Origin of the sequence: Petrotoga sp. SL27, assembly GCF_002924605.1 — a bacterium.
GTDB classification, from domain to species: Bacteria; Thermotogota; Thermotogae; order Petrotogales; family Petrotogaceae; genus Petrotoga; species Petrotoga sibirica.
Genome location: NZ_JAIP01000008.1, coordinates 29,191 through 49,141, shown reverse-complemented (window position 1 = coordinate 49,141; position 19,951 = coordinate 29,191). Strand labels below are relative to the sequence as shown.

Annotated in this window: 22 protein-coding genes and 2 tRNA genes; 1 reads left to right on the top strand and 23 read right to left on the bottom strand. The window is 32.5% G+C overall.

Features of this window, described 5'->3' with window-relative positions:
* Window positions 1-127 precede the first annotated feature (127 nt).
* Both AD60_RS03075 and AD60_RS03070 read right to left on the bottom strand, forming a co-directional pair.
* A tRNA-Gln gene (locus AD60_RS03075) sits at window positions 128-202 on the bottom strand.
* 59 nt (window positions 203-261) lie between these two features.
* Window positions 262-1,563 carry an NAD(P)/FAD-dependent oxidoreductase gene (locus AD60_RS03070; RefSeq protein ID WP_103876832.1) on the bottom strand — a complete coding sequence of 434 codons (1,302 nt, stop codon included), beginning with the start codon at window positions 1,561-1,563 and terminating at the stop codon, window positions 262-264.
* A gap of 91 nt (window positions 1,564-1,654) precedes the next feature.
* Here AD60_RS03070 and AD60_RS03065 point away from each other — a divergent pair.
* A tRNA-Leu gene (locus tag AD60_RS03065) sits at window positions 1,655-1,744 on the top strand.
* 69 nt (window positions 1,745-1,813) lie between these two features.
* On the opposite strand, the gene AD60_RS03060 is transcribed toward AD60_RS03065, so the two are convergent.
* From AD60_RS03060 to AD60_RS02960, 21 genes are all read right to left on the bottom strand, one after another.
* Window positions 1,814-3,115, bottom strand: a complete 1,302-nt coding sequence (locus tag AD60_RS03060; RefSeq protein WP_103876833.1) for a hypothetical protein — start codon at window positions 3,113-3,115, stop codon at window positions 1,814-1,816.
* A 102-nt stretch (window positions 3,116-3,217) separates the two neighbouring features.
* On the bottom strand, window positions 3,218-4,648 hold the full coding sequence (locus tag AD60_RS03055) for a complex I subunit 5 family protein (protein WP_103876834.1): 1,431 nt from the start codon (window positions 4,646-4,648) through the stop codon (window positions 3,218-3,220).
* 27 nt (window positions 4,649-4,675) lie between these two features.
* A complete protein-coding gene (locus tag AD60_RS03050; protein ID WP_103876835.1) occupies window positions 4,676-5,011 on the bottom strand; it encodes a cation:proton antiporter subunit C in 336 nt (111 codons plus the stop codon).
* Entirely contained in the window at window positions 5,008-5,697 is a 690-nt protein-coding gene (locus AD60_RS03045; protein WP_103876836.1) for an MnhB domain-containing protein, read from the bottom strand. The genes AD60_RS03050 and AD60_RS03045 overlap by 4 nt, the downstream gene beginning before the upstream one ends.
* Window positions 5,694-6,479 carry a DUF4040 domain-containing protein gene (locus AD60_RS03040; RefSeq protein ID WP_103876837.1) on the bottom strand — a complete coding sequence of 262 codons (786 nt, stop codon included), beginning with the start codon at window positions 6,477-6,479 and terminating at the stop codon, window positions 5,694-5,696. Before AD60_RS03040 ends, AD60_RS03045 begins: the two co-directional genes overlap by 4 nt.
* The gene (locus AD60_RS03035) at window positions 6,476-6,760 is read right to left on the bottom strand and encodes a monovalent cation/H(+) antiporter subunit G (RefSeq protein ID WP_103876838.1); all 285 of its coding nucleotides are present in this window, start codon (window positions 6,758-6,760) and stop codon (window positions 6,476-6,478) included. Before AD60_RS03035 ends, AD60_RS03040 begins: the two co-directional genes overlap by 4 nt.
* Window positions 6,757-6,972 (bottom strand): monovalent cation/H+ antiporter complex subunit F, encoded by a 216-nt coding sequence (locus tag AD60_RS10680; RefSeq protein ID WP_103876839.1) that lies wholly within the window; start codon window positions 6,970-6,972, stop codon window positions 6,757-6,759. Before AD60_RS10680 ends, AD60_RS03035 begins: the two co-directional genes overlap by 4 nt.
* A 38-nt stretch (window positions 6,973-7,010) precedes the next feature.
* Window positions 7,011-7,433, bottom strand: a complete 423-nt coding sequence (locus AD60_RS03025) for a Na+/H+ antiporter subunit E (protein WP_103876840.1) — start codon at window positions 7,431-7,433, stop codon at window positions 7,011-7,013.
* Between the two features lie 15 nt (window positions 7,434-7,448).
* Entirely contained in the window at window positions 7,449-8,456 is a 1,008-nt protein-coding gene (locus AD60_RS03020; RefSeq protein WP_199177833.1) for a bifunctional oligoribonuclease/PAP phosphatase NrnA, read from the bottom strand.
* 32 nt (window positions 8,457-8,488) lie between these two features.
* Window positions 8,489-9,301 carry a purine-nucleoside phosphorylase gene (locus AD60_RS03015; protein ID WP_103876842.1) on the bottom strand — a complete coding sequence of 271 codons (813 nt, stop codon included), beginning with the start codon at window positions 9,299-9,301 and terminating at the stop codon, window positions 8,489-8,491.
* A 51-nt stretch (window positions 9,302-9,352) separates the two neighbouring features.
* Window positions 9,353-10,024 carry a metal-dependent transcriptional regulator gene (locus AD60_RS03010; protein WP_103876843.1) on the bottom strand — a complete coding sequence of 224 codons (672 nt, stop codon included), beginning with the start codon at window positions 10,022-10,024 and terminating at the stop codon, window positions 9,353-9,355.
* Window positions 10,025-10,027: 3 nt separating this feature from the next.
* Window positions 10,028-11,068: an HD-GYP domain-containing protein gene (locus AD60_RS03005; protein WP_103876844.1), complete on the bottom strand. Its 1,041-nt coding sequence runs from the start codon at window positions 11,066-11,068 to the stop codon at window positions 10,028-10,030.
* 15 nt (window positions 11,069-11,083) lie between these two features.
* Window positions 11,084-12,322, bottom strand: coding sequence for a pitrilysin family protein (locus AD60_RS03000; RefSeq protein WP_158248357.1), 1,239 nt, complete (start codon window positions 12,320-12,322; stop codon window positions 11,084-11,086).
* A gap of 407 nt (window positions 12,323-12,729) precedes the next feature.
* Window positions 12,730-14,817 (bottom strand): polyribonucleotide nucleotidyltransferase, encoded by a 2,088-nt coding sequence (locus tag AD60_RS02995; protein ID WP_103876846.1) that lies wholly within the window; start codon window positions 14,815-14,817, stop codon window positions 12,730-12,732.
* 60 nt (window positions 14,818-14,877) lie between these two features.
* Window positions 14,878-15,153, bottom strand: coding sequence for a 30S ribosomal protein S15 (gene rpsO, locus AD60_RS02990; protein WP_103876847.1), 276 nt, complete (start codon window positions 15,151-15,153; stop codon window positions 14,878-14,880).
* 99 nt (window positions 15,154-15,252) lie between these two features.
* Window positions 15,253-16,254, bottom strand: coding sequence for a thioredoxin-disulfide reductase (gene trxB, locus AD60_RS02985; protein WP_103876848.1), 1,002 nt, complete (start codon window positions 16,252-16,254; stop codon window positions 15,253-15,255).
* A gap of 22 nt (window positions 16,255-16,276) precedes the next feature.
* Window positions 16,277-16,948 (bottom strand): thioredoxin family protein, encoded by a 672-nt coding sequence (locus tag AD60_RS02980; RefSeq protein ID WP_103876849.1) that lies wholly within the window; start codon window positions 16,946-16,948, stop codon window positions 16,277-16,279.
* A 74-nt stretch (window positions 16,949-17,022) separates the two neighbouring features.
* Window positions 17,023-17,544, bottom strand: a complete 522-nt coding sequence (locus AD60_RS02975) for a hypothetical protein (RefSeq protein WP_103876850.1) — start codon at window positions 17,542-17,544, stop codon at window positions 17,023-17,025.
* A gap of 18 nt (window positions 17,545-17,562) precedes the next feature.
* Window positions 17,563-18,492, bottom strand: a complete 930-nt coding sequence (locus AD60_RS02970; RefSeq protein ID WP_103876851.1) for an SPFH domain-containing protein — start codon at window positions 18,490-18,492, stop codon at window positions 17,563-17,565.
* Between the two features lie 48 nt (window positions 18,493-18,540).
* Complete coding sequence (locus AD60_RS02965; RefSeq protein ID WP_103876852.1) at window positions 18,541-19,008, bottom strand: NfeD family protein; 468 nt, start codon at window positions 19,006-19,008, stop codon at window positions 18,541-18,543.
* Window positions 19,009-19,116: 108 nt separating this feature from the next.
* Window positions 19,117-19,944 (bottom strand): MBL fold metallo-hydrolase, encoded by an 828-nt coding sequence (locus AD60_RS02960; RefSeq protein ID WP_103876853.1) that lies wholly within the window; start codon window positions 19,942-19,944, stop codon window positions 19,117-19,119.
* Window positions 19,945-19,951: the final 7 nt, after the last annotated feature.

Below are 19,951 nucleotides of genomic sequence, written 5' to 3'. Positions count from 1 at the left end.
AAGTGAATCTTTTTGTGTTTTCAAGCCTATTTTGAGTTTTTCTGAAAGTATGGGCATTGTCAGTTACACTAATTTTTAACAATCTTTTTGGTTTTTACTCCTTGACATATCACCGATTAGCTTTTTTTGGCTGGGACGGTAGGATTCGAACCTACGAATAACGGAGTCAAAGTCCGTCGCCTTGCCGCTTGGCTACGTCCCATTCATTAAGTCTACAAAAATCATTATAACATATCAATATTATTTTGTCAATACAACCGTTTAAAACTCCTTTGCGATTAGGTATCCATGACTTGTAGCATAGGTTATTGAACGAGTCCATCCGCTACAGTCTCCAATTATTTTTACATTTTCAAAGAAATCGTTGTTTATCTTATTTGCGTAAAATTTAACCTCTGCTCCATATAAGAGATTATCCGGGTAAGTAACACCTTTTACGACTGTTTCTAATCGTTCCAAAAAATCTATTATTGATTCGATAGTACGTCTGGGAAGAGCCAGATTCAAATCTCCCAAAATGAAGTGCTTAGGATCTAACGTTGGCTCGACTCGCCCTAATTTTTTTGTCCTTTTTGAACTTTTAAAATCTTCATAGCATTGAAGTATAACTTTGTCTCCACCAGTAAGGATATTTGAAAGCTTTGCGATATAAGAACCGTAACCAACAGGGTCGTTGAAAGGCTGAGTGAACGAATGAGTAACCAAGATTGCAAAATTAGTGTTGGCAGTCTTTTTGGTAGTATTTGCATGACCATTAACCGTTAAAAAGTCGTCGTAACTTTCCAAAGTAACCTCTCCACCAGGATTGTTGCAAAAAGTTCTCACAATATAGCCGGTTTTAGTTTTTAATCTAATTTTGAATTCGTACATTTCTTTGTTTAAGTAGTCCACTATATGATTAGGAAGTTCAAATCTGACACCTAGATCAACCTTGTCATTTGATAAGACTAAATCTGGATGATCTTTGACCATATCCGATACTAATTTATGGCCTCTTCTTCCAACGGCAACAACGACCTTGTCATAGTTTTTTTCACTTCCACTATTTGTTGCTACAACAACCTCCGGGCCAGGAATAACTTTGATAACTTCCTCACCAAATAAAAAATTAATGTTATTAAATTTTGAAAATTCATCGAAAATGTTTTTTACCGTTTCTATTAGTAGGTCTGTACCCAGATGAAAAAAGTGAGATCTTACGGGTTCAAAATCTGCATCGTAGAACTTTTTATATAGCTCTCCGTTTTCAAAAGAATCCCCTTTTTCTAATTTATTCGAAAGCTCTAATTTTTTATTCTTGTCGAACTTTGCTAAACCTGATTTTGTGAGATAATATTCTACGACTTTCTTTTGAATATTCAATGGAATAACTAAGTCTCCCCCCATTTCTTTTGAAATGAATAATTTTCCATCGTATTTTAAACCGCCGAATCCCGCACCTTCTAAATTCTCTCCTTTTTCATAAATATCTATCTTGTAGTTATCAATCTTTTCCTCTTCTTGCAGTCCTTTTAAGAAACCTATAGAAGCTGCGCCAAAACCAATAATAGCTATTTTTTTCATAGAACTCCCTCCCATTGAAACATTTGCTTTTCTACAAAGGTTCAATTTCTATTGACAAGAGTTTATAAATATAGTATAATAACTTAGAATTGCCGAGGTGGCGGAATTGGCAGACGCGGCGGACTCAAAATCCGTTGGGGTGGAGAACCCCGTGCGGGTTCAACTCCCGCCCTCGGCACCATTAAAGGGCATGCGGAGGCATGCCCTTTAATCTTTTATTGGAATCTTACCCAACTTTAATCGATATTTCTTATTGCACAATAAAATCAATTTTTAATTTATTTTCTTCTATTGGACTCACATTTAGTAATAAACCATACCGGCCTTTCAAATTTGGCACATAATTCTGAAAAATAGGGGTTAAATCTACAAGGGCATAAGTAACATCTCCTGTTCCAATTCTTTCACTTAATTTTTGGAACAATTCATTCTCTGAAAGCTTTGGTTTATCATTTAGAAGTTTTTGAAGCTCATCTGGTTTAATTTGTGATACCATCATATATTCGTCTTTCCAAACATAAAAAGTATTGGTTAACATTTCTGTTTCATTGTTTTGATTTGTAATTTCAGATTCTATATAAAATTCCATCATGTTTTCGTCGGTCTTTTTGTATTTTATATTATTTTCATTCAAAATAGGTATGATTTCGTCGATTTTAGCGTCAGTTTTCAATTTTAAATAGCTTGCGTTAGAAATTGTCGGCATTGCACCGTTGCTGGTAGCTAAATCAACGTTAGCCTCTATTCCTTGAGAAACAGATATTAAATTTTCGACGATTTTGTAATCTACTATTATGTTTATGAAATCTGCGTAATTTGTTAAATCTTTTGGGATTAAACCAGAGGTAAAAAATATACTACCCAGGAATGGATATTCTTGAGCCCCTTTTACAAAATTTTTATCGATGAATTCTGTTTCTGCAGTTCCATTTCCTCCACCTATTAAAAAGCCATCTTTAGTGTAAAAATAGCCATCTCCTCGATAGTCGGACGTGTTTATTCTGTAATATAATCCTTTTTTCGCGGGAAGAATTTCTTCAAAATCAGTAACCCCTTTTTCAGAAGAAGAATATACCTCTTTATTTTGAACCATTACAAGGTAGTTTTCATTTTCAATAGTTTGAAATACAGGGGTAAAAGAAATTCCGTAATCTTTCAAAAGTTCTAATAGCTTATCCAAATCCGATGCAAAAGTTTGGGGATTTTCTAAAGGACCAATAGAAAAACCAAAAATATAGTTATTTTCTTTAGGCTCTTGAACGAAAATCGAAAGGTTAACATTTAGATTATTCAAAAAACTTTCGTAATCTATCTTTAAAGCGTTAAAATACATTTTAGCAAAGTTGGAAATCATTAGTTCGGCGTTAAATGGTTCTAACAATAAAGTTTTCATAGTTGGTACGGTTTTTAAATCCGCGTATGTACCCTCTAAATCATTTATTAAAACTACCAATTTTGAATCTGAAGGTACTAATTTTAAAATGTCTTGAGGGAAAATAGTAATACTAAAAATGAAAATTACTAATGAAAAAGAAAATAAGAATTTTTTCATAATTTGCATCGTGCGATACTACGCACATTACCTCCTTTGATTTTTTTTGATATTGTTCATATTATTTTATCATAAATTTTCAGAATATTTGAAAACATTTGCCTACATTTCCATTAGCAAAGCAACCAATAAAAATGACATTTGATAGATAAAACTATTTTCAAAACTGTATATATCTATTGAAGGCAAAGCTACCTTTTTTCTTAACAATATGAACGATAGAATCCCTGCAGCAAACAGTAAATATTCAGTCAAAATTTTTAAGATGGATAAGTTGGAAGCGATAGTTGTGAAATAATAAGTTATAGATACAACGTTTAAAATTGCGAAGGTGAACATATACCAGTATTTGTATTCAAAATTTTTCTTCTTCACTTTAAAGATGTTTAATAATTTATAAAAGTACATTCCGAAGATATAGATGTTTATCTCCAGAAAGTAAGATAAAGATAAATTATCTTTAAGAATATAAAGGCTAAAGGGGAACAACCCTCCCAGGTTCATCAGCAAGAAAATGAGCAAAAGAAAAGTATCTAAGGATATTTGTGCACTTTCCAAATCTTTTAAATTTTTTGTGCCATTTTTCTCGTATATATCTTCGGCTATCATGAATAAAAATCCTTTAGTGAACATATGAAAAACTATAAAATATGGAAAAAAAGGCGGGTTAATTAGAATGACCATTAGCCCATAACTCATCTGAGTCATAGTGGAATAAGCCATAAATTTTTTGATATCGTTTTGTAGCAGTGTAAAGATAGATGCAAAAATAGCAGTTATAATTGCGAAATAGTATAGAAAAACTCTAAGTTCATTGGGTAAAGAGGGTGTGAGTAAATAAACTATAAATAAAGGAAGTTTAACAATTATACCTGATAATATAGGAGAGATTCCTTTTACAGCCTCAGTGTGAGCATCGGGTAACCATCCAGATAGAAAAAATAGTCCGCCTTTAGTTAACAGTCCTGTTAGGATAAAACTGAATGCAAAAATATTAATTGCATTGGAAAGGTTGTAATTGAGATTCAAAGTGCCTGAATTTGAATAAAGAATTCCCACACCAATCAAATAGAAATTCAAAGCTACTAAGCTCATCATCAAGTACTTCAAAGCTGCCCATATTCTTATTTCATTCTTATCGTATGATAACAAAAGAAAAGTTAATATAGAAGCTAGCTCTAAATGAACGTATATGTTGAAAAAATCTCTACTCATAAAGAAACCATTTATACTTCCAGTTAATAGAAGCCAAAGTGAAAAAAACACGTGATCATAATTTTTGTAGATTCTAAAAAAGGTTATTAAAGAGAAAAGATTGAATAAAATAAGTAAGAATTTAATATTAAAGTCAAAGGTAAATTCTATACCTTTAAGACCGGAATAGTTTCCTATTACAAATGAACCTTCTTGAAAAATAGCAAGAAATAAGAAAGTTAGTATATACGAAATTGACACCAGTAAGGTGGTTTTTCTTTTAAAAATATAAGTCAGTATGCCGAAAGATATGGGTATTAAGGATACAAGTAGAATCATGCTTTGCTCCTGCTTATATGAGATTTCTTATTTTTTCTTAGCTTTCTTTTCAATTTCATCAACTTCAAGGGTCTTGAATTTGGAAGATAATATCATTGCAAAAACTAACATTAATGCCAAATTTGCAAATCCAATTACTATAACGGTAAGCAGAAAAGAATGTATGAGCGGGTCTGCGTAGGTTTGTAAATTTGCGGTGATAATAGGTGAATTTGTATCGTAGGCTAAAAGAACAAAAAAAAGAACTATTCCTCCTTGGAAAACCCCGAGGTTGATAAATATTAAGATAAGATCTTTTTTTACAATAATTCCAAATAAACCGATAAGTATTATTGATAAAGTGATGATATAGTAAATATTCACAATAATCCCCTATGTTTTAAAAATCTATACAGGATAGTCCATGATCCACCAAAAACCTCGAAATAAATTAAAAAGTTTAGCAAAATGGCGGATCCTCCACTTGCCAATTCTCCAGGAGATCCTTTTAGATGGAAATTAGAGAAAATAGAATCTCCCCAAACGTATCCTAACAAACCATATATTATTATGAATAAAGGTACCAGCATTTTCAACTTCTCAATTTTTGATTTTACAAACAAGTTTTCTATTTCATCCGTTGGTCGTACCAAGGAAACCGCTAGAAAACCTGTTCCTAGAATAGTACCTGCAGCAAAACCACCACCAGGGGCTATATGGCCGGTTATCGCAATATAAAGAGAGATTAAAACTATTATTTGAAAAATTATTGGTGTTATAACCTTTATGATTGGGGTGTCGTATTTTATCTGCTGGTCGTCGGGAGCAACCGTAGGAATTTTCCCTATAAATTCGGAAATACCAATGATTGCCACTGTAAAAACCAATATTTCAAAAAAGGTATCGTAGATCCTATAATCAAGAACAATAGCGGACACCATATTAATTGATCCGTTTTCAGCAAAAATTCCAGAAGGTTCATAGAAACTTTTCATATCTCCAACTTTTAAGTTTAATGCAAGGACGAAAAAAATTGTTATTATCAACGATAAAACAAGGTAATTTTTCATCCAATATACCTCCTGACGAGGTTCTCATAATATTCTGTGTCACTTTTTATTTCTTCCAAAAATTTATTGAAGTCCCTTGCTAAAGATTTATCTCTTTTATAAAAGATTATTCTGTAACTAGTATCTTTAATAATCTCTATCTTTTTAGACAACAGCCTTTCTTCTCCCATAACGATTTTTCTGAATCTTACGGCATCAATTATAAAATCATCATCCAAATCTTCAAAGCTTTTTGATTTTAAGTTTGGCATAAAAATTCCTAAACAAGTTTTATTAGGTTGACCAACAGCGTATAATTTTGATAATAATATACCGCTGGATGGTATTATGTTTTCGTAATTATTATCATCTAAAATTATTCCTCCAGCCAGAATTTCTCCATGGTCGTTTATGTTATCCATGGGATCTTCAAGATCTTCTGTGTTCACTTTTATGAAATCGGCATCCAATCCTTTTCTTTCCAAAAATTCTTTGATTAGTTCGTATTCAAATCCGTATAAATTTCCTTCTTTTTCCTCTATCATATAAGGGGTTTCAATGTAGTAGACCTTAACCTCGGCTGTCTTTTTTATAGCAATTAAATATATAAAAACAACAAAAGCTGCACCAATGGTTATTTCAACAAAAGCTACATCCGGTGCATTCAAAAGAAAAAACAATACAGAAATTGCAACAGAAAAAACCCCATAGCCAATGATCACGTTAATATAACTTTTTTGTGATAATATGTATAATGAAAGAACGATCAAACTTAAGAAGAGAAAAATTATAGAATAGCTCATTTGTTTTCTCTGCCAACCTTTTCCCCGGACTTTGCAGCGTGATAAGCTATTATCGAAGAGATTGCTGGATTCAAAACTAGAATAATGATAAACAATATGAGTAATCTACCCATGTTTTCAGGGTATTTTAGCATCAGTGAGATTATAACGGAGATTATTCCTACTGTATCTGCTATCCCGATTGCTTGAATTTTAGAATAGAAATCCTCCATCGTAAACAATCCTAAGGTTCCAGAAAGCAAAAATATTATCCCTATTCCCATTAAAATGTTGGCGATCATCTTTTATTACCCCCTCTTTCCAGGTACGACGAGACTATCAAAACACCCCATATGTTAAGAATTAAGAAAATAATTATAACGTCCAAAAGAAAAGATTGATCTGAAAGAAGGGAAAAAACCAACATCAGAATGACCGCTTTTGAAGAAAACGAAGAATAGGAAAGTAACTTTTCCCATGTTGATTTTGTAGTTATTAACTTAATCAAAATCATAAAAAGGGATATTAGGATGCAAATTTCAAGTATATGGATCAGATTATATCATCCCTCCAAATATTATCTGCTCTATGGGCTTCCTCTGGAGTTAAAGAAACTTTGTGGACTATTAATTTATCCTCTTCTTCATATAAAACAAGTGTTTTAGGAGTTAATGAGATGGAATTTGCTATTGCAGTTTTTTCAAAATCAGATTTTCCCTTAACATCTATGTGAGATAAACCCGAGTACCTTTTTAAGAGTATCAAAGGTAAAAAAGAAAATGCATTTTTATACATTTTTAAAAGGCTACCTAAACTGTACACCAACATTTGAATCGTTCCATAAGTGGTGTTTTTAAAAAATAAGTTGGTTACTCTGATTGTTATGATAACACCGAAAACTCCTAATATTAGTGAAAGATCGGAAAAATCGTTAATTAGAACACTCCAAATTGCAAATAAAAAGATGTATGCCATATAAAATCACTTGCCTTATTTAAAGGCTGAGTCAGGATTGTGATTTGCAATTGTTTTTGATATTGTATCTACAATTTCTTCCATTGTTTGTCTTATGTCGTTTGTTTCGACTGAAAATCCAGCTGCCCGCGGATGACCGCCGCCACCAAAATTGAGAGCAATCTTTGATACATCTGCCCATTTTTTGGATCTCAATGAAACATGATAGGAACCTTTTGCATATTCTTGAAATACGATGGCGATCTCAACGCCTCTAATGGATCTAAGATTTTCCACAAATGAAGGGGAATCTTTTGGTAAAACGTTATATTTGGAAAGCATATTCAAGGATAATAAAGAGTAAGCAATTTGGCCATTTAAAGCTAGTTTAAGATTGGAAATGACGTCTTTATACAAGTAAATTTGTTCTAATGGAATGTTATCCAATATGGTATTTGAAATATCGCTAATGTTTGCACCTTTTTCAATCAACTCAGTAACATCTTTGAAAACTAAAACGCCTGCGTTTTGATATTTAAAGAAGCCGGTATCGGTTGCTATTCCCAACAAATTCATTGTCGACAGTTCTTTGTCGTATTCAACATTTAAAGAAGTCAATATTCTATAAACCATTTGAGCGGTTGACGCCATTGTGGTGTCTACCCAATTTAGATTTCCAAAATATTTATTTGTTATGTGATGATCGATCAACAGGACATGAAAAGCATTTAAATATTTTTCAAATCTTCCTATTCTATCTGGTGATGAACAGTCTAAAATTACCATTATATCGTATTTTTTATAAATTATTTCTTCAACATCTTCAAACTTTTTGATCTTCGATTTAACTAAAGGAAATTGTAAAAGATATTCTGGAATTTCATCATCGATTACTGCTGTTACATTTTTCCCTAATTTTTCTAATCCCAAAGTCATCGATACTAAACTACTCACATCATCTCCATCTGGAAGTATATGACCTACAACCAAAATATTATCATTCTTATTTATTTCTTCTACAATCTCTTTTAGATTTTCAGACAACTTTTTTCCTCCGCTCTTTTTGATGTTTTTCATTAAAATAATTTAATAGCATTGTATACAACTTTTTCAAACTTTCCCTTTATTTTTTCCGTTATTCTAAGTACTTCTTCATGTCTTAGAGGTTGTGGCAGAATACCAGCAGCCATATTCGTAACAGCAGAAAATGAAATCACTTTTAAACCAACATGATTGGCCGCCATTACTTCTGGTAAGGTTGACATACCCACTAGGTCTGCTCCATATTTGTCGAACATTCTAATCTCAGAAGGGGTTTCGTAGGATGGCCCCAAAGTCCATAAATAAGTTCCCTCTTTGAGCTCTATATTATCTTTTTTACATTTCTCTATAACGTTTTTTACCCAATTTTTATCGACAGGTTCAACTAAAGAAGGGAATCTTGGGCCAAACTCATCTAAATTAGGGCCTCTTAAAGGATTTTTAAATGTGAAATTTACGAAATCAACATCTACCACTATATCCCCCGGAGAAAATGTTCTGTTAATTCCACCAGCTGCGTTTGTTATTATCAGACCTTTAAGGCCTAAATCCTTCATCACATAAATAGGGAAAACTATATCTTTTAGTTCAATTCCTTCATAAGCATGAAATCGGCCTTTTAATATCATGACAGGGATACCTTCTATTGTACCTATTATTAAAGACCCTTCATGTCCTACTACAGTTGATTGTGGGAAAAAAGGAATGTCCTTGTATTCAATCACCTTTGGATTTTCTACTTGGTCGGCTATGTATCCAAGGCCTGAGCCTAATATTAATCCTAGAATTGGTTTTATTTCTATGTTTTCTTTAATGTATTGAGAAGCTTTTTCTATTTTAGTGGTCATATGTAAATATGTACCTCCTTAGGGCAAAAAATAAATTTAAAGGTTTAAACCTTAATTTAGATTTCCTATTATTATATGCCTTGATTCATTTGACGTAATGTTGATTACTTTTTCATTAATCAAAATTTCGGTTATGTCATCGGTTTTCTTAATTACTTTTAGTGTTAAACCAGGATATATTCCTTTGTCCATTATGTTTTTTCTTAATGTAGAATCTCCTGAAATATCGTATATTTTTGCAGTTTCGGAAACAGATAAATCCCAGAGAGAAGTTTTGAAGTCATGAGGCATTTTCTTACTATAATTTGAAATAAACTTTTTCGCTTCAGTTAATTCTATGGGATTTCTTTTAAGGAATAACATCAATCCATCTAAAGAAATATAAAAATTATCATTCATATGGTGCTCAATGCCACAAGACAAGTTATAAGCCTCTTCTTTTGAAAGCCCTAATACGTTGACAAAAAAATCTATAAGAATTATGTATTTTCTATAAACCTTTTCTGCGTTAAGTAAGCCTTTTTCCGTTAGTTTTACATAACCGTACCGCTCATGTTTAACATAACCATATTTTTCTAATTTTCTAATGGCTTCAACCGAGGAAGCATCTTTTACAGATAATATTCTTGAAATATCTCTTACCCTTGGTATTTTTCCGTCGATATGTAAAATATAAATAGCTCTCAAATAATTTTCCAGACTTTCTGAGATATTTTCTGCCAATATTTACCCTCCTTTTTTCAGTACTTCTCTGATAAACAAGCCGGTTTCCATTCCTGTTTCTATCGTTTTTCCATCACATTCCACTATTGGAAAAGATGAAGTTTTTCCCTTTTTAACGACGGTTGCCTTCTTGCCGTTGTTTAAAATTACCTGGGTTCCTGTTGGGTACAACCCAACTATTGAAAAGAAAACACTTACATAATACGGATCAAAAATTAATCCTGAATATCTTAAGAGAAAACTCATTGCATCGTATGGAGAGTTCCCTATTTCTATGTAGGAATCATAAGCGTCTCCTATTTGTAATATTCTTACCAAAGGACTTATAGCGTTCTCTTTTAATCTCATAAAAATACCAGTTCCATCGTAGCGTTCGTGGTGGGTAGAAATAGCATCTACAATTTCTTTCCCTATGTTTTTTTGAATATTTTTTAATGTTTCATAAGCGGATACAATATGAGATCTGACAGATACATCTTCTAAGTCTATATAATCAAATATCACTCTTTTTCCTATCAAACTGTATCCAATGTCATGAAGTAGACACGTTTTAACGAGCGAGTCGAAGAATACATCTGGCATATTCAATTTTGAAGCGATTATTGAGGCAATGATCGATGTATTTATAGAATGAGAATTTAAAGCTTCGCTTCCTATGGCATGGAATAAATTTAGTACAACGTCTTCGGTTTTTAAAAATTTCTTATAAATATCTTCTGCAAGAGAATCTAATTCTGAAGGATCATCCTTTAAATACGTTATATCTTTTACAAATTCAAAATGTTGATGCCATTCATTATATGTTTCTTCTTCTACAATAGGTGGAATAGATTCAAACTCTATGGAAATCTTTTCTTCGATCTTTTTTTCAATAAAATCATTTTCATCGTAAACATTTACCGTCTTTATACCATGGCTTCTTAACCTGTTAATGTCAGTTGATTTTAAGACAGTTCCTTTTGGAATTAACAAAAGAGATTCTTTAAAAACATCTTCTGCAACTATTTGACCGGGTTTTAATTCATAAAAAGGGATTCTTTTCATAAAGAGCACCCACCTTCAGGATTTTATTGGTTTTTTCGGTGAAAGTATTGAAACGTATTTATTATTAGAAAAAATGTTGTTTGCCGTTTCAAAAACGTTATGAATTTCAACCTTTTCTATATTTTTTATAAATTCTTCTATCGTCATGATTTTACCATAATTTATATACAAATCTAAAACATTTAAAGCCATAGATAAATTGTTTTCTACCTCTAACGTTAATTTACCGATTAATCTATTTTTCCCGTAATTGAACCATTTTTCTATTTCTTTATTATTCTTAAGATCATCTACAACTTCCTGTATTTTTCCAAGTAGATTTTCTAGGTTTTTATCGGTTGTTGCCGCATAAAATAATAACAAACCAGCTTTCGGATAAGTTTCATAATCAGATGTGACTTCGTAAGCTAAACCTTCTTCTTCTCTAATTTTTGAAAATAGGAGGGAACTCATTCCACTTCCCAGAAAGGTATTGAGTACTAGTGTAGAGTAATAAGATTTATCTAATTTAGAAGGTGCTTTAAATCCTTCAACTAAATAATTGCTAGCTAAATCATTTTTGTATTTTTTGATGAAGATTTCTTTGTCTACTATCGAAGGACTGATGATGTTATTTTTAAAAGAGTTCAAATTTGGAATACTTTTTATTTGGTTGAGTTGTTTCAATACCGAAACCTCATCGAACTTTCCTGATATTATGACTACAGTGTTTTCCGGTTGATAGTATTTGTAGTGGAATTCTTCTAGTGTTGATTTTTTTATATTCATGACGGTATCTTTGTATCCCATTATAGGTCTTGAAAAGTTGTCATCGTATATATTTTTGTATAAGTTTTCAAATACTATGTTTATTGGTTCGTCTTCATATGAAGAGATTTCTTCTAATATTATACCTTTTTCTTTTTCTATATCCTCTTCCTTGAATAAAGGTTCATAAAGGATCTCAGACATGATTTCTAGTGTTTCATTCACTTTTTGAGAAGGTATCTTCGCAAAAAATACTGTGAAATTCTTTGAAGTGAAGGCATTTAATACACCCCCTACTTCTTCAATTGGTTGTTTAATTTCGAAGGTATTTTTTCTTTTAGTTGCTCGAAAAGAAACGTGTTCAATGAGATGAGACAATCCTGCATTTTCTTTTGTTTCCTTTGAGGAACCTACTTTCACACAAAAAAGTACGGACGCACTCATCATAGAATCCCTGTTAATAAGAATTACATCTAAACCATTGTCTAATATTTTATGAGTATACAAAATTAGTTTTCCTCCATGTACTAAAGAGTTTAAAATCATTTTTCTTAAATATTTTGTTTGGAAAAACAGCAAATTTACGATATTTAATTATACCATAACAATATCAATTATATCTAACTTATATAACATACAATACAAAAAATTGGTTTGATAATTGTTCTAGCAAGAATTTAGAAAGTATCTATAAAATTTGCTCTGATTTTGGTTTATAAAATAAGTGTTAAAAATGTCAGATATTTTAGGAATAAAATGGGGGAGGGGACGAGGCAAAAAGCAAGAATTTTTTTATCCTTATGGATATGAGGCAGGAAAAGGGTTGTTTTATATAAATTTTAGAACTTCTAAAGACAATATCTATTACTAATATTAATAAAAACATGCGGTTAAAAAGCCGCACGTTTGATTTTTTAATTTTCTTCTTTTAATTGTTTTAATTGGAATTTTCCTTGATCTTCGATCTTCATTACTTCGACTTTAACCTTATCACCAATTTTAAAGGTTTCAAGTTTGTCTTTTAAATTGGAGACATGTAACATTCCAACCTTACCCGGTAACACTTCTACAAATATTCCATACTTTTCAACCCTTTTCACGGTACCTTCAAAAATTCCACCTTTTTCTACTTGTGCGATTAAATTTTGAATGTGCTTAATAGCTTCATCAACCTTGTTTGCATCATGGCCGGTTACCTTGACTTTTCCATCATCTTCAATGTAAACTTCGACATTGTATAATTCGCTGATCTCTTTAATATTTTTCCCGCCGGGGCCTATTACTTCTCCTATTTTTGAAACGGGTATTTTAAATACTTTCATTATTGGAACGTATGGAGACAGTTCTTTGCGTGGTTGAGGGATAGTCTCGTACATCTTATCTAAAATCTTTAACCTTGCTATTTTTGCTTTTTCTAGAGCCTTTTGAAGAACTTCTTTATTAACTTGACTGGTTTTAACATCCATTTGAAAAGCAGTTATTCCATCTCTAGTTCCCGCTACTTTAAAATCCATGTCTCCTAGGTGGTCCTCCATTCCTAAAATATCTGTTAAAACTACGAAACTATCGTTTTCAAAGATCAAACCCATGGCGATACCTGCCACATGTTTCTGGATAGGTACACCTGCATCCATTAAGGCCAAAGAAGCTGAACATACACTAGCCATTGATGAAGAACCATTCGATTCTAAAATATCTGAAACAACTCTAATAGTGTAAGGGAACTCCTCATCGCTCGGAATAAGGTTTTTATGTGCCCTTTCTGCTAAATGTCCGTGGCCAATTTCTCTTCTGCTGACTCCTCTGAGCCTTTTCACTTCACCCGTTGAGAAAGGAGGAAAATTATAATGGAGCATAAACCTCTTTTCTTCGTCGCTGAATATAGTGTCAAGAACTTGAACATCCAAAGGAGCACCTAACGTAACAGTTCCTAGAGATTGAGTTTCCCCTCTGGTAAAAAGTGCAGAACCATGCACTCTCGGTATCAGTCCTACTTCACAGGTGATATCTCTAATTTCATCACAAGTTCTTCCATCAACTCTTTTGTTCTCATTGATAATCATCTTTCTCATCGAATCTTGAAGTTTTTCTTCAAAAGCATTTTCTAAGAAACGTTTTTTATCTTCAAAAAAAGCAACACTCCATTTTTCCAAGAATTTTTCTTCAAATTTATTCATTACGTTCTTTTTATACTCTGATATAACTTTATCTCTGTTTTTTTTACCTTTTGTGAGAAGCACCTTTTTTAACTCTTCTTCGTCTATGAGTGATAAGTAATCTTCAATAAATTCCTCTGGAACTATTTCTTTTTGAACTTCCCATTTTTCAATGTTTAATTCCGAAAGAAACTCTTCTTCAATTGATATAATTTCTTTTATTTTTTCCTGTGCAAACATCAGAGCATCGACCATCTCTTCTTCCGAAACTTCCAGTGACTCACCTTCCACCATTGTAATTGCATCTTTAGTTCCTGCAACTACCATGTCGATTTTAGAATTTTTTAGTTGTTCTTGGGTTGGAAAGGCAACGAACTGTCCATCAACGTATCCTATTCTTACTCCTGCAACAATACCATCAAATGGGATAGGTGAAAGATTCAAGGCTAACGAAGCGCCTGTTATACCCCATGTTTCTATGCTGTCGTCATTCAACATTGAAAATACGGTAGTTATGACTTGAACCTCGTTGAAGAAATTCTCTGGAAACAAAGGTCTAATCGGTCTATCGATGAGTCTTGCGGCTAATATAGCTTCGTCACTTGGCTTTCCTTCCCTTTTTATAAATCCTCCTGGGATTTTCCCAACCGCATAGAATTTTTCCTGAAATTCTACGGTTAACGGGAAAAAATCCTGGCCTTTTACTGCATCTCCCGAAGCATCTGTTGTAACTAATATCGTTGACTCGTTAAAAGTCAGCATCACAGAACCAAGAGACTGTTTGGCAACTTTACCATGTTCAATACGTAATTTTCTGCCAAAAAGTTCTTTTTCCAATACTTTCATTCTCACACCTCCTATAAAAACAAAACGGAGCTTATGCCCCGCTTTTTAAAAAATTTGTTATCAACCTCTTATACCTAATTTATTGATGATTTCTTGATAAACTAAGGGTTTGTTTTTTCTCAAATATTTGAGCATCTTTCTTCTTTTCCCTACCATCATCATCAATCCACGTCTACTATGATAATCTTTTGGGTGTTGTTTCAAATGTTTCGTTAAATGTTTGATTCTAGCAGAAAGTAGAGCTATTTGCACCTCTACAGAACCAGTATCTTTGTCGTTGACTTTAAATTTTTCAATAAGCTCTTCTTTTTTTTCGGGGTCCAATCCTCTAGACATCTTTTCTATAACCTCCTGCAAACTATTCCTTTAACCAAGTAAAGGGGTTACACCCTAAACTGAGTTGAAGGTACTAAAATATATTATACAATTATATCTTCATTTTGTCAAATTTATTGATGCAGTTGATGGTATTTGATCTTCATTGATGTATTCTCGGATTGCATGTGAAGCAGCTATAGCTCCATCGGATACCGCAGTTACAATTTGTCTTAGCTCCTTTTTTCTTACATCTCCTACTGCATAAATACCTTTAACTTTTGTTTCCATATTTTCGTCTGTAATTAAGAAACCATATTCGTCAAACTCGAAAAGATCTTTATTTAAAAAGCTTGTTTCTGGTACTAATCCAACGAAAACAAAAACTCCATCGAAAAGTTCTTCATAGACTTCACCGTTTTTTAGATTTTTAATGACCAAACTTTCTACCTTATCTTTGCCTTTGATTTCTTCAATGACCGAATTCCATTTAAATTTTATGTTATTACGAGAAAAGGCTCTATCTTGATAAAGTTTATCTGCTCTTAGTTTTTCTCTTCTGTGAATTATATAAACTTCTTTAGCTATGTTTGATAAATAAACAGCTTCCTCTACAGCTGTATTTCCTCCTCCCACGACGGCAATCTTTTTATTCTTAAAAAAATGGCCATCGCACGACGCACAGTAAGAAACTCCTTTGGAGGAAAATTCTTTTTCGCCTTTAACTCCTAATTTTCGAGGGTTAGATCCACTTGCTATTATTATTGCTTTTGATTTAATTGTTTTCCCATTTTCCATAACAACCATTTTGTTGGGACCTTCATCCTTTAATTCTACAACCTTTCCGTCATAAAAATCGGCTCCAAAGTGTACTGCATGCTCTTTCATCAAAGTGGAGAGTTCTTCACCTTTTATCGTTTTAAATCCCGGATAATTTTCTATAATATCCGTTAAATTCATTTGACCGCCTTCAACGGCTTTTTCAATTACAAGTGCAGAAGCCCCGCCTTGTAAGGCATATATAGCAGCTGCAATTCCAGCAGGTCCACCACCAATTATTACTATGTCGTATTGTTGTTTTATTTCGGATTTTTTGTTGACTCCATCAACATTAAAAAACATGCAAGAACCTCCTTAAACTGTCCTATTCAACAGCTTTTAAAACTTCTTCCACAAAACTATTTTCAGGGTAGGCTCCTACAAACTCTCCTTTTTTTACCCACGTACCGTTTTCTTTTACTTCTATCACAGTATGAGGGACGGAACTGACAGCGTATTCGAAGGATATACTATCGAATTCGTTTGCTTCAATCATTTCCCCTATTATGTTAGGGTTTAACATAGCTGTTTGATGAGCAGCAAAAACAGCCCTAGGGCAGTATGGGCAAGTAGGAGTCACGAAAACTCTGATTCTTACATTTTTATCTATCTGTGATAATTTTTCTTTGTTTTCATTATTGAAAGAGTCTACAGTTTTATTAGAAACAGCTATGATATTTTGAAGAAAGGTGGCGAACTCATAACCCGACGGTATCCCATAGTATCTAATTCTGTAATCTCTTCCTTCGTTATCTAATATTAGCATAGCTGGTAATAGATCTTTTTCAATATCGTAATTGTTGATTTCTTGAGAATCAGAGTGGCGGGTGTCAACCTTTATCCTATCATCTAATTCACGGAGTTCTTCAAGTAACTGTTCAACTATTTCTGAGTATTCTCCATCATTTTTAAATAACAGTAGTTGAACCGGTTCCGTCAATTTCTCTAAAATTTCTCTTACCTTATTTTGTGTTTCTTTGTCCAATATTTTTTCCATATTTTAAAAACCTCCATCTATTGAAATGTATTAAACATACCCTATATAGGTATATTAACATATTTTGATTTAATCTACTTTAAAATTCTAAACGCTTTGTTAATTTTTGATGATTTAACTAGTGTTGTGAAAAATAACAGAATAGACGGTATTATTATTACTAAGGGGTTTAGTATTACAGGGACTGACAGGAATAATTTATCCATGAAATAATAAAAAGATACGGCGAATAGAAAAGCCTCAACGCCTCTCATTAGTATTTTTTTTGAGAGAAAATTGGTAAAGTATGTTTTTTTTGAATATCCGAAAGAGAGGATCGTAATTTTGAACCTTTCATGATATTTTTTAGTAGCAGCGTCAAACGATCTAAGATAAAATAAGAGTAAAATAAAGAATGCAATTATCTCCATTAATATGGTTAAATCGTTTAAATACTTCAAATAAAAACATACCAGCAAAAAAGATATTGCTCCGTACATGTTAAAATAATCTACGAAGTGATAGGGTTCTCTGTTTTTCATGATCAGAAATTTAATAACAGCAAAGGATATTAAAAAGCTGACTGCGTTGATAAACAATGACTTTAATAATACCATAAAAATTACCTCAGAGCTTTATTCTTTATTTTCTGGATTACTTTCAGAGTTTATATCGTTTCTTGAAATATCCGCCATAGCAGCTACAGAACTCAATATTCCTGAAATTTCATAAGGCATAAAGACCTTTGTTGATTTTCCATCTGAGATTGCTTTTAATGCCTCAAAATATCTTATTGTTATCAAATCTTTTGTAGGATTACCCTTATGGATTGAGTCGAAAACTTTAAGAATTGCTTCAGCTTCTCCATCGGCTTCGATACTTAATTTATACTTTTGGGCGTCTGCTTTTTTCTTGACGGCTTCCGCTTCACCCTCTGCTTTTAATATTGCGGCATTTCTGTCTCCTTCTGCTCTGGTAATTTGTGACTGTTTGTACCCTTCAGCCTCTAAGATTACAGCTCTTTTCATTCTTTCGGCTTTCATTTGTTTGCTCATTGCATCCATAATGTCTTGAGGAGGATCGATCTTCTTAATCTCTACTCTTGTGATTCTTACTCCCCATTTATCAGTGGCTTCATCTAATACTTCTCTGAGTTTTGTGTTGATTCTCTCTCTAGAGGTTAATGTTTGGTCTAATTCTAATTCACCGATTACGTTCCTTAAATTTGTTTGAGCTAATTTAACAGCGGCAGAGGTAAAATCTCCAACGTTGTAGACTACTCTATAAGCGTCAGTTACCTCGTAATATATAATGGCATCAACGGTAACTATGACGTTATCCCTAGTGATAACCTCTTGAGGTGGAACGTCGATTACCATTTCTCTTAAATCTACTTTAGTTATTCTTTCTATGAAAGGCATGATAAAATTCAACCCAGAATCAACCTCTCTATGAAACTTCCCTAATCTTTCTATCAAACCTTTTTCGTAAGGACGTATAATTTTCAAACTCATTGCTACGATAAAGATCAAAAATAGAACCACTATTATCAATATTACCAACATTGTTTTCCCCCACCTTTCTTTTTCAAATTTTGTTCACCAAAAAACATCTTACTCTTCGATATCTTTTTTTTGATTATCTTCAGGGGCTTTAATTTTTTTTATGTACACAAAATTAGCGCTTTTTTTTGTTATTACAACATCATCCCCCACATTAAAATAGGTTTCTTCATCTTCCGGATACGCTCTCCATTCGTCTCCCTTTATTTTAACGATGATTCTACCTTCCTCATCAATCTTACTCACCTTGCCGTTCATACCAACAAATTGATCTTGATAAGGTTTGATAGTAGAAGAACCTTTGTACAAATTTTTTACGATTTTTTTCGTTGAGATCCACAGCAAAAAAGAAACGATTAAGAATATTAACAAATTTAAAACAACCGATGAAATAAATAAAGAAGCAACAGCTGCTACTCCAGCTCCTATGGCGAACCATAGAAAGAAAAAAGATGGTAGTATGGCTTCAGCAATCGCAAAAATTATTGCAAAGATAACCCACACACCCCATTGACCCATAATTATCACCTCACGTCATTTTCAAACATCATTTGCGAAGCAAATGAGAATTAGGATGTTACTTCTAAAGCATTGCAAAAAAAGACCCTTTTGCAAAAAACAGCAAAATTAGATTTTAAAAACTTTTTCTGGATGGACGATATTTATTTGTATATTTGGGAATTCATTATTTAATTCTTCTTTGGCTAACTTAATTTTGCTGTTGTACCTACTTGACACATGGTATATGATTATTCTCTTTGGCTTGGAGATGTTTATTAAATTTTTTAATTCTGATAGTGAGGTATGGTTTCTAATTTTTCTATCCTTTTCATCAAAAAAGGTACATTCATGAACCAAGGTCGCACAATCTTTTGCGAAATTGGGTGGAATAGGTAGAGAATCTCCGCTTATAGTCAATATATTGGCAATGTAATTTTCTAAGATATCTTCTTTTTTATTAATTATTAAATCTTTTATTTCTGACTCTTTTAGTTCTCTGTACTCTTCTTTTAATCTTTTTCTTTGTTCTAAAATTTGGTAACCAAAAGAGACTTCCCCAGGGGTGTGTCTTGTTTTAAATGGTTTTATAAATCTTTTGTTGTTAAGAGGGATCATGTCGGATAACGTTATTTCCCTAAAATCTATTTTGTATCTTAATCTTTTATTCATTTTACCTATAAATTTTAAATATTCATCAATATTCTCTGATCCCTTTGGATAGTAAATTTCTAGTTTTTTGTTTCTGTTTCCCATAGCGTTATTACGAGTGTTAACGATTCCCCACAATCCAGCTATATGATCTACGTGGGAGTGCGTTAAAAGAATCTTCTCGATTCCATATATTTTGTTCCCTAACTCTGCACTAACCCCCTCGCCAGCATCGAAAAGTATTCTATCTGGCTTATAAAAAACCCATGTCGTATATAATGCCTTTGATCTTATCAAAAACTCCAACTGCCAC

Coding starts and splice junctions, on each gene's coding strand:
- AD60_RS03070 (WP_103876832.1), bottom strand. CDS start 1,563: ATGAAAAAAATAGCTATTATTGGTTTTGGCGCAGCTTCTATAGGTTTC.
- AD60_RS03060 (WP_103876833.1), bottom strand. CDS start 3,115: ATGAAAAAATTCTTATTTTCTTTTTCATTAGTAATTTTCATTTTTAGT.
- AD60_RS03055 (WP_103876834.1), bottom strand. CDS start 4,648: ATGATTCTACTTGTATCCTTAATACCCATATCTTTCGGCATACTGACT.
- AD60_RS03045 (WP_103876836.1), bottom strand. CDS start 5,697: ATGAAAAATTACCTTGTTTTATCGTTGATAATAACAATTTTTTTCGTC.
- AD60_RS03040 (WP_103876837.1), bottom strand. CDS start 6,479: ATGAGCTATTCTATAATTTTTCTCTTCTTAAGTTTGATCGTTCTTTCA.
- AD60_RS03035 (WP_103876838.1), bottom strand. CDS start 6,760: ATGATCGCCAACATTTTAATGGGAATAGGGATAATATTTTTGCTTTCT.
- AD60_RS10680 (WP_103876839.1), bottom strand. CDS start 6,972: ATGATTTTGATTAAGTTAATAACTACAAAATCAACATGGGAAAAGTTA.
- AD60_RS03025 (WP_103876840.1), bottom strand. CDS start 7,433: ATGGCATACATCTTTTTATTTGCAATTTGGAGTGTTCTAATTAACGAT.
- AD60_RS03015 (WP_103876842.1), bottom strand. CDS start 9,301: ATGACCACTAAAATAGAAAAAGCTTCTCAATACATTAAAGAAAACATA.
- AD60_RS03005 (WP_103876844.1), bottom strand. CDS start 11,068: ATGAAAAGAATCCCTTTTTATGAATTAAAACCCGGTCAAATAGTTGCA.
- AD60_RS02995 (WP_103876846.1), bottom strand. CDS start 14,817: ATGAAAGTATTGGAAAAAGAACTTTTTGGCAGAAAATTACGTATTGAA.
- rpsO (WP_103876847.1), bottom strand. CDS start 15,153: ATGTCTAGAGGATTGGACCCCGAAAAAAAAGAAGAGCTTATTGAAAAA.
- trxB (WP_103876848.1), bottom strand. CDS start 16,254: ATGTTTTTTAATGTTGATGGAGTCAACAAAAAATCCGAAATAAAACAA.
- AD60_RS02980 (WP_103876849.1), bottom strand. CDS start 16,948: ATGGAAAAAATATTGGACAAAGAAACACAAAATAAGGTAAGAGAAATT.
- AD60_RS02975 (WP_103876850.1), bottom strand. CDS start 17,544: ATGGTATTATTAAAGTCATTGTTTATCAACGCAGTCAGCTTTTTAATA.
- AD60_RS02970 (WP_103876851.1), bottom strand. CDS start 18,492: ATGTTGGTAATATTGATAATAGTGGTTCTATTTTTGATCTTTATCGTA.
- AD60_RS02965 (WP_103876852.1), bottom strand. CDS start 19,008: ATGGGTCAATGGGGTGTGTGGGTTATCTTTGCAATAATTTTTGCGATT.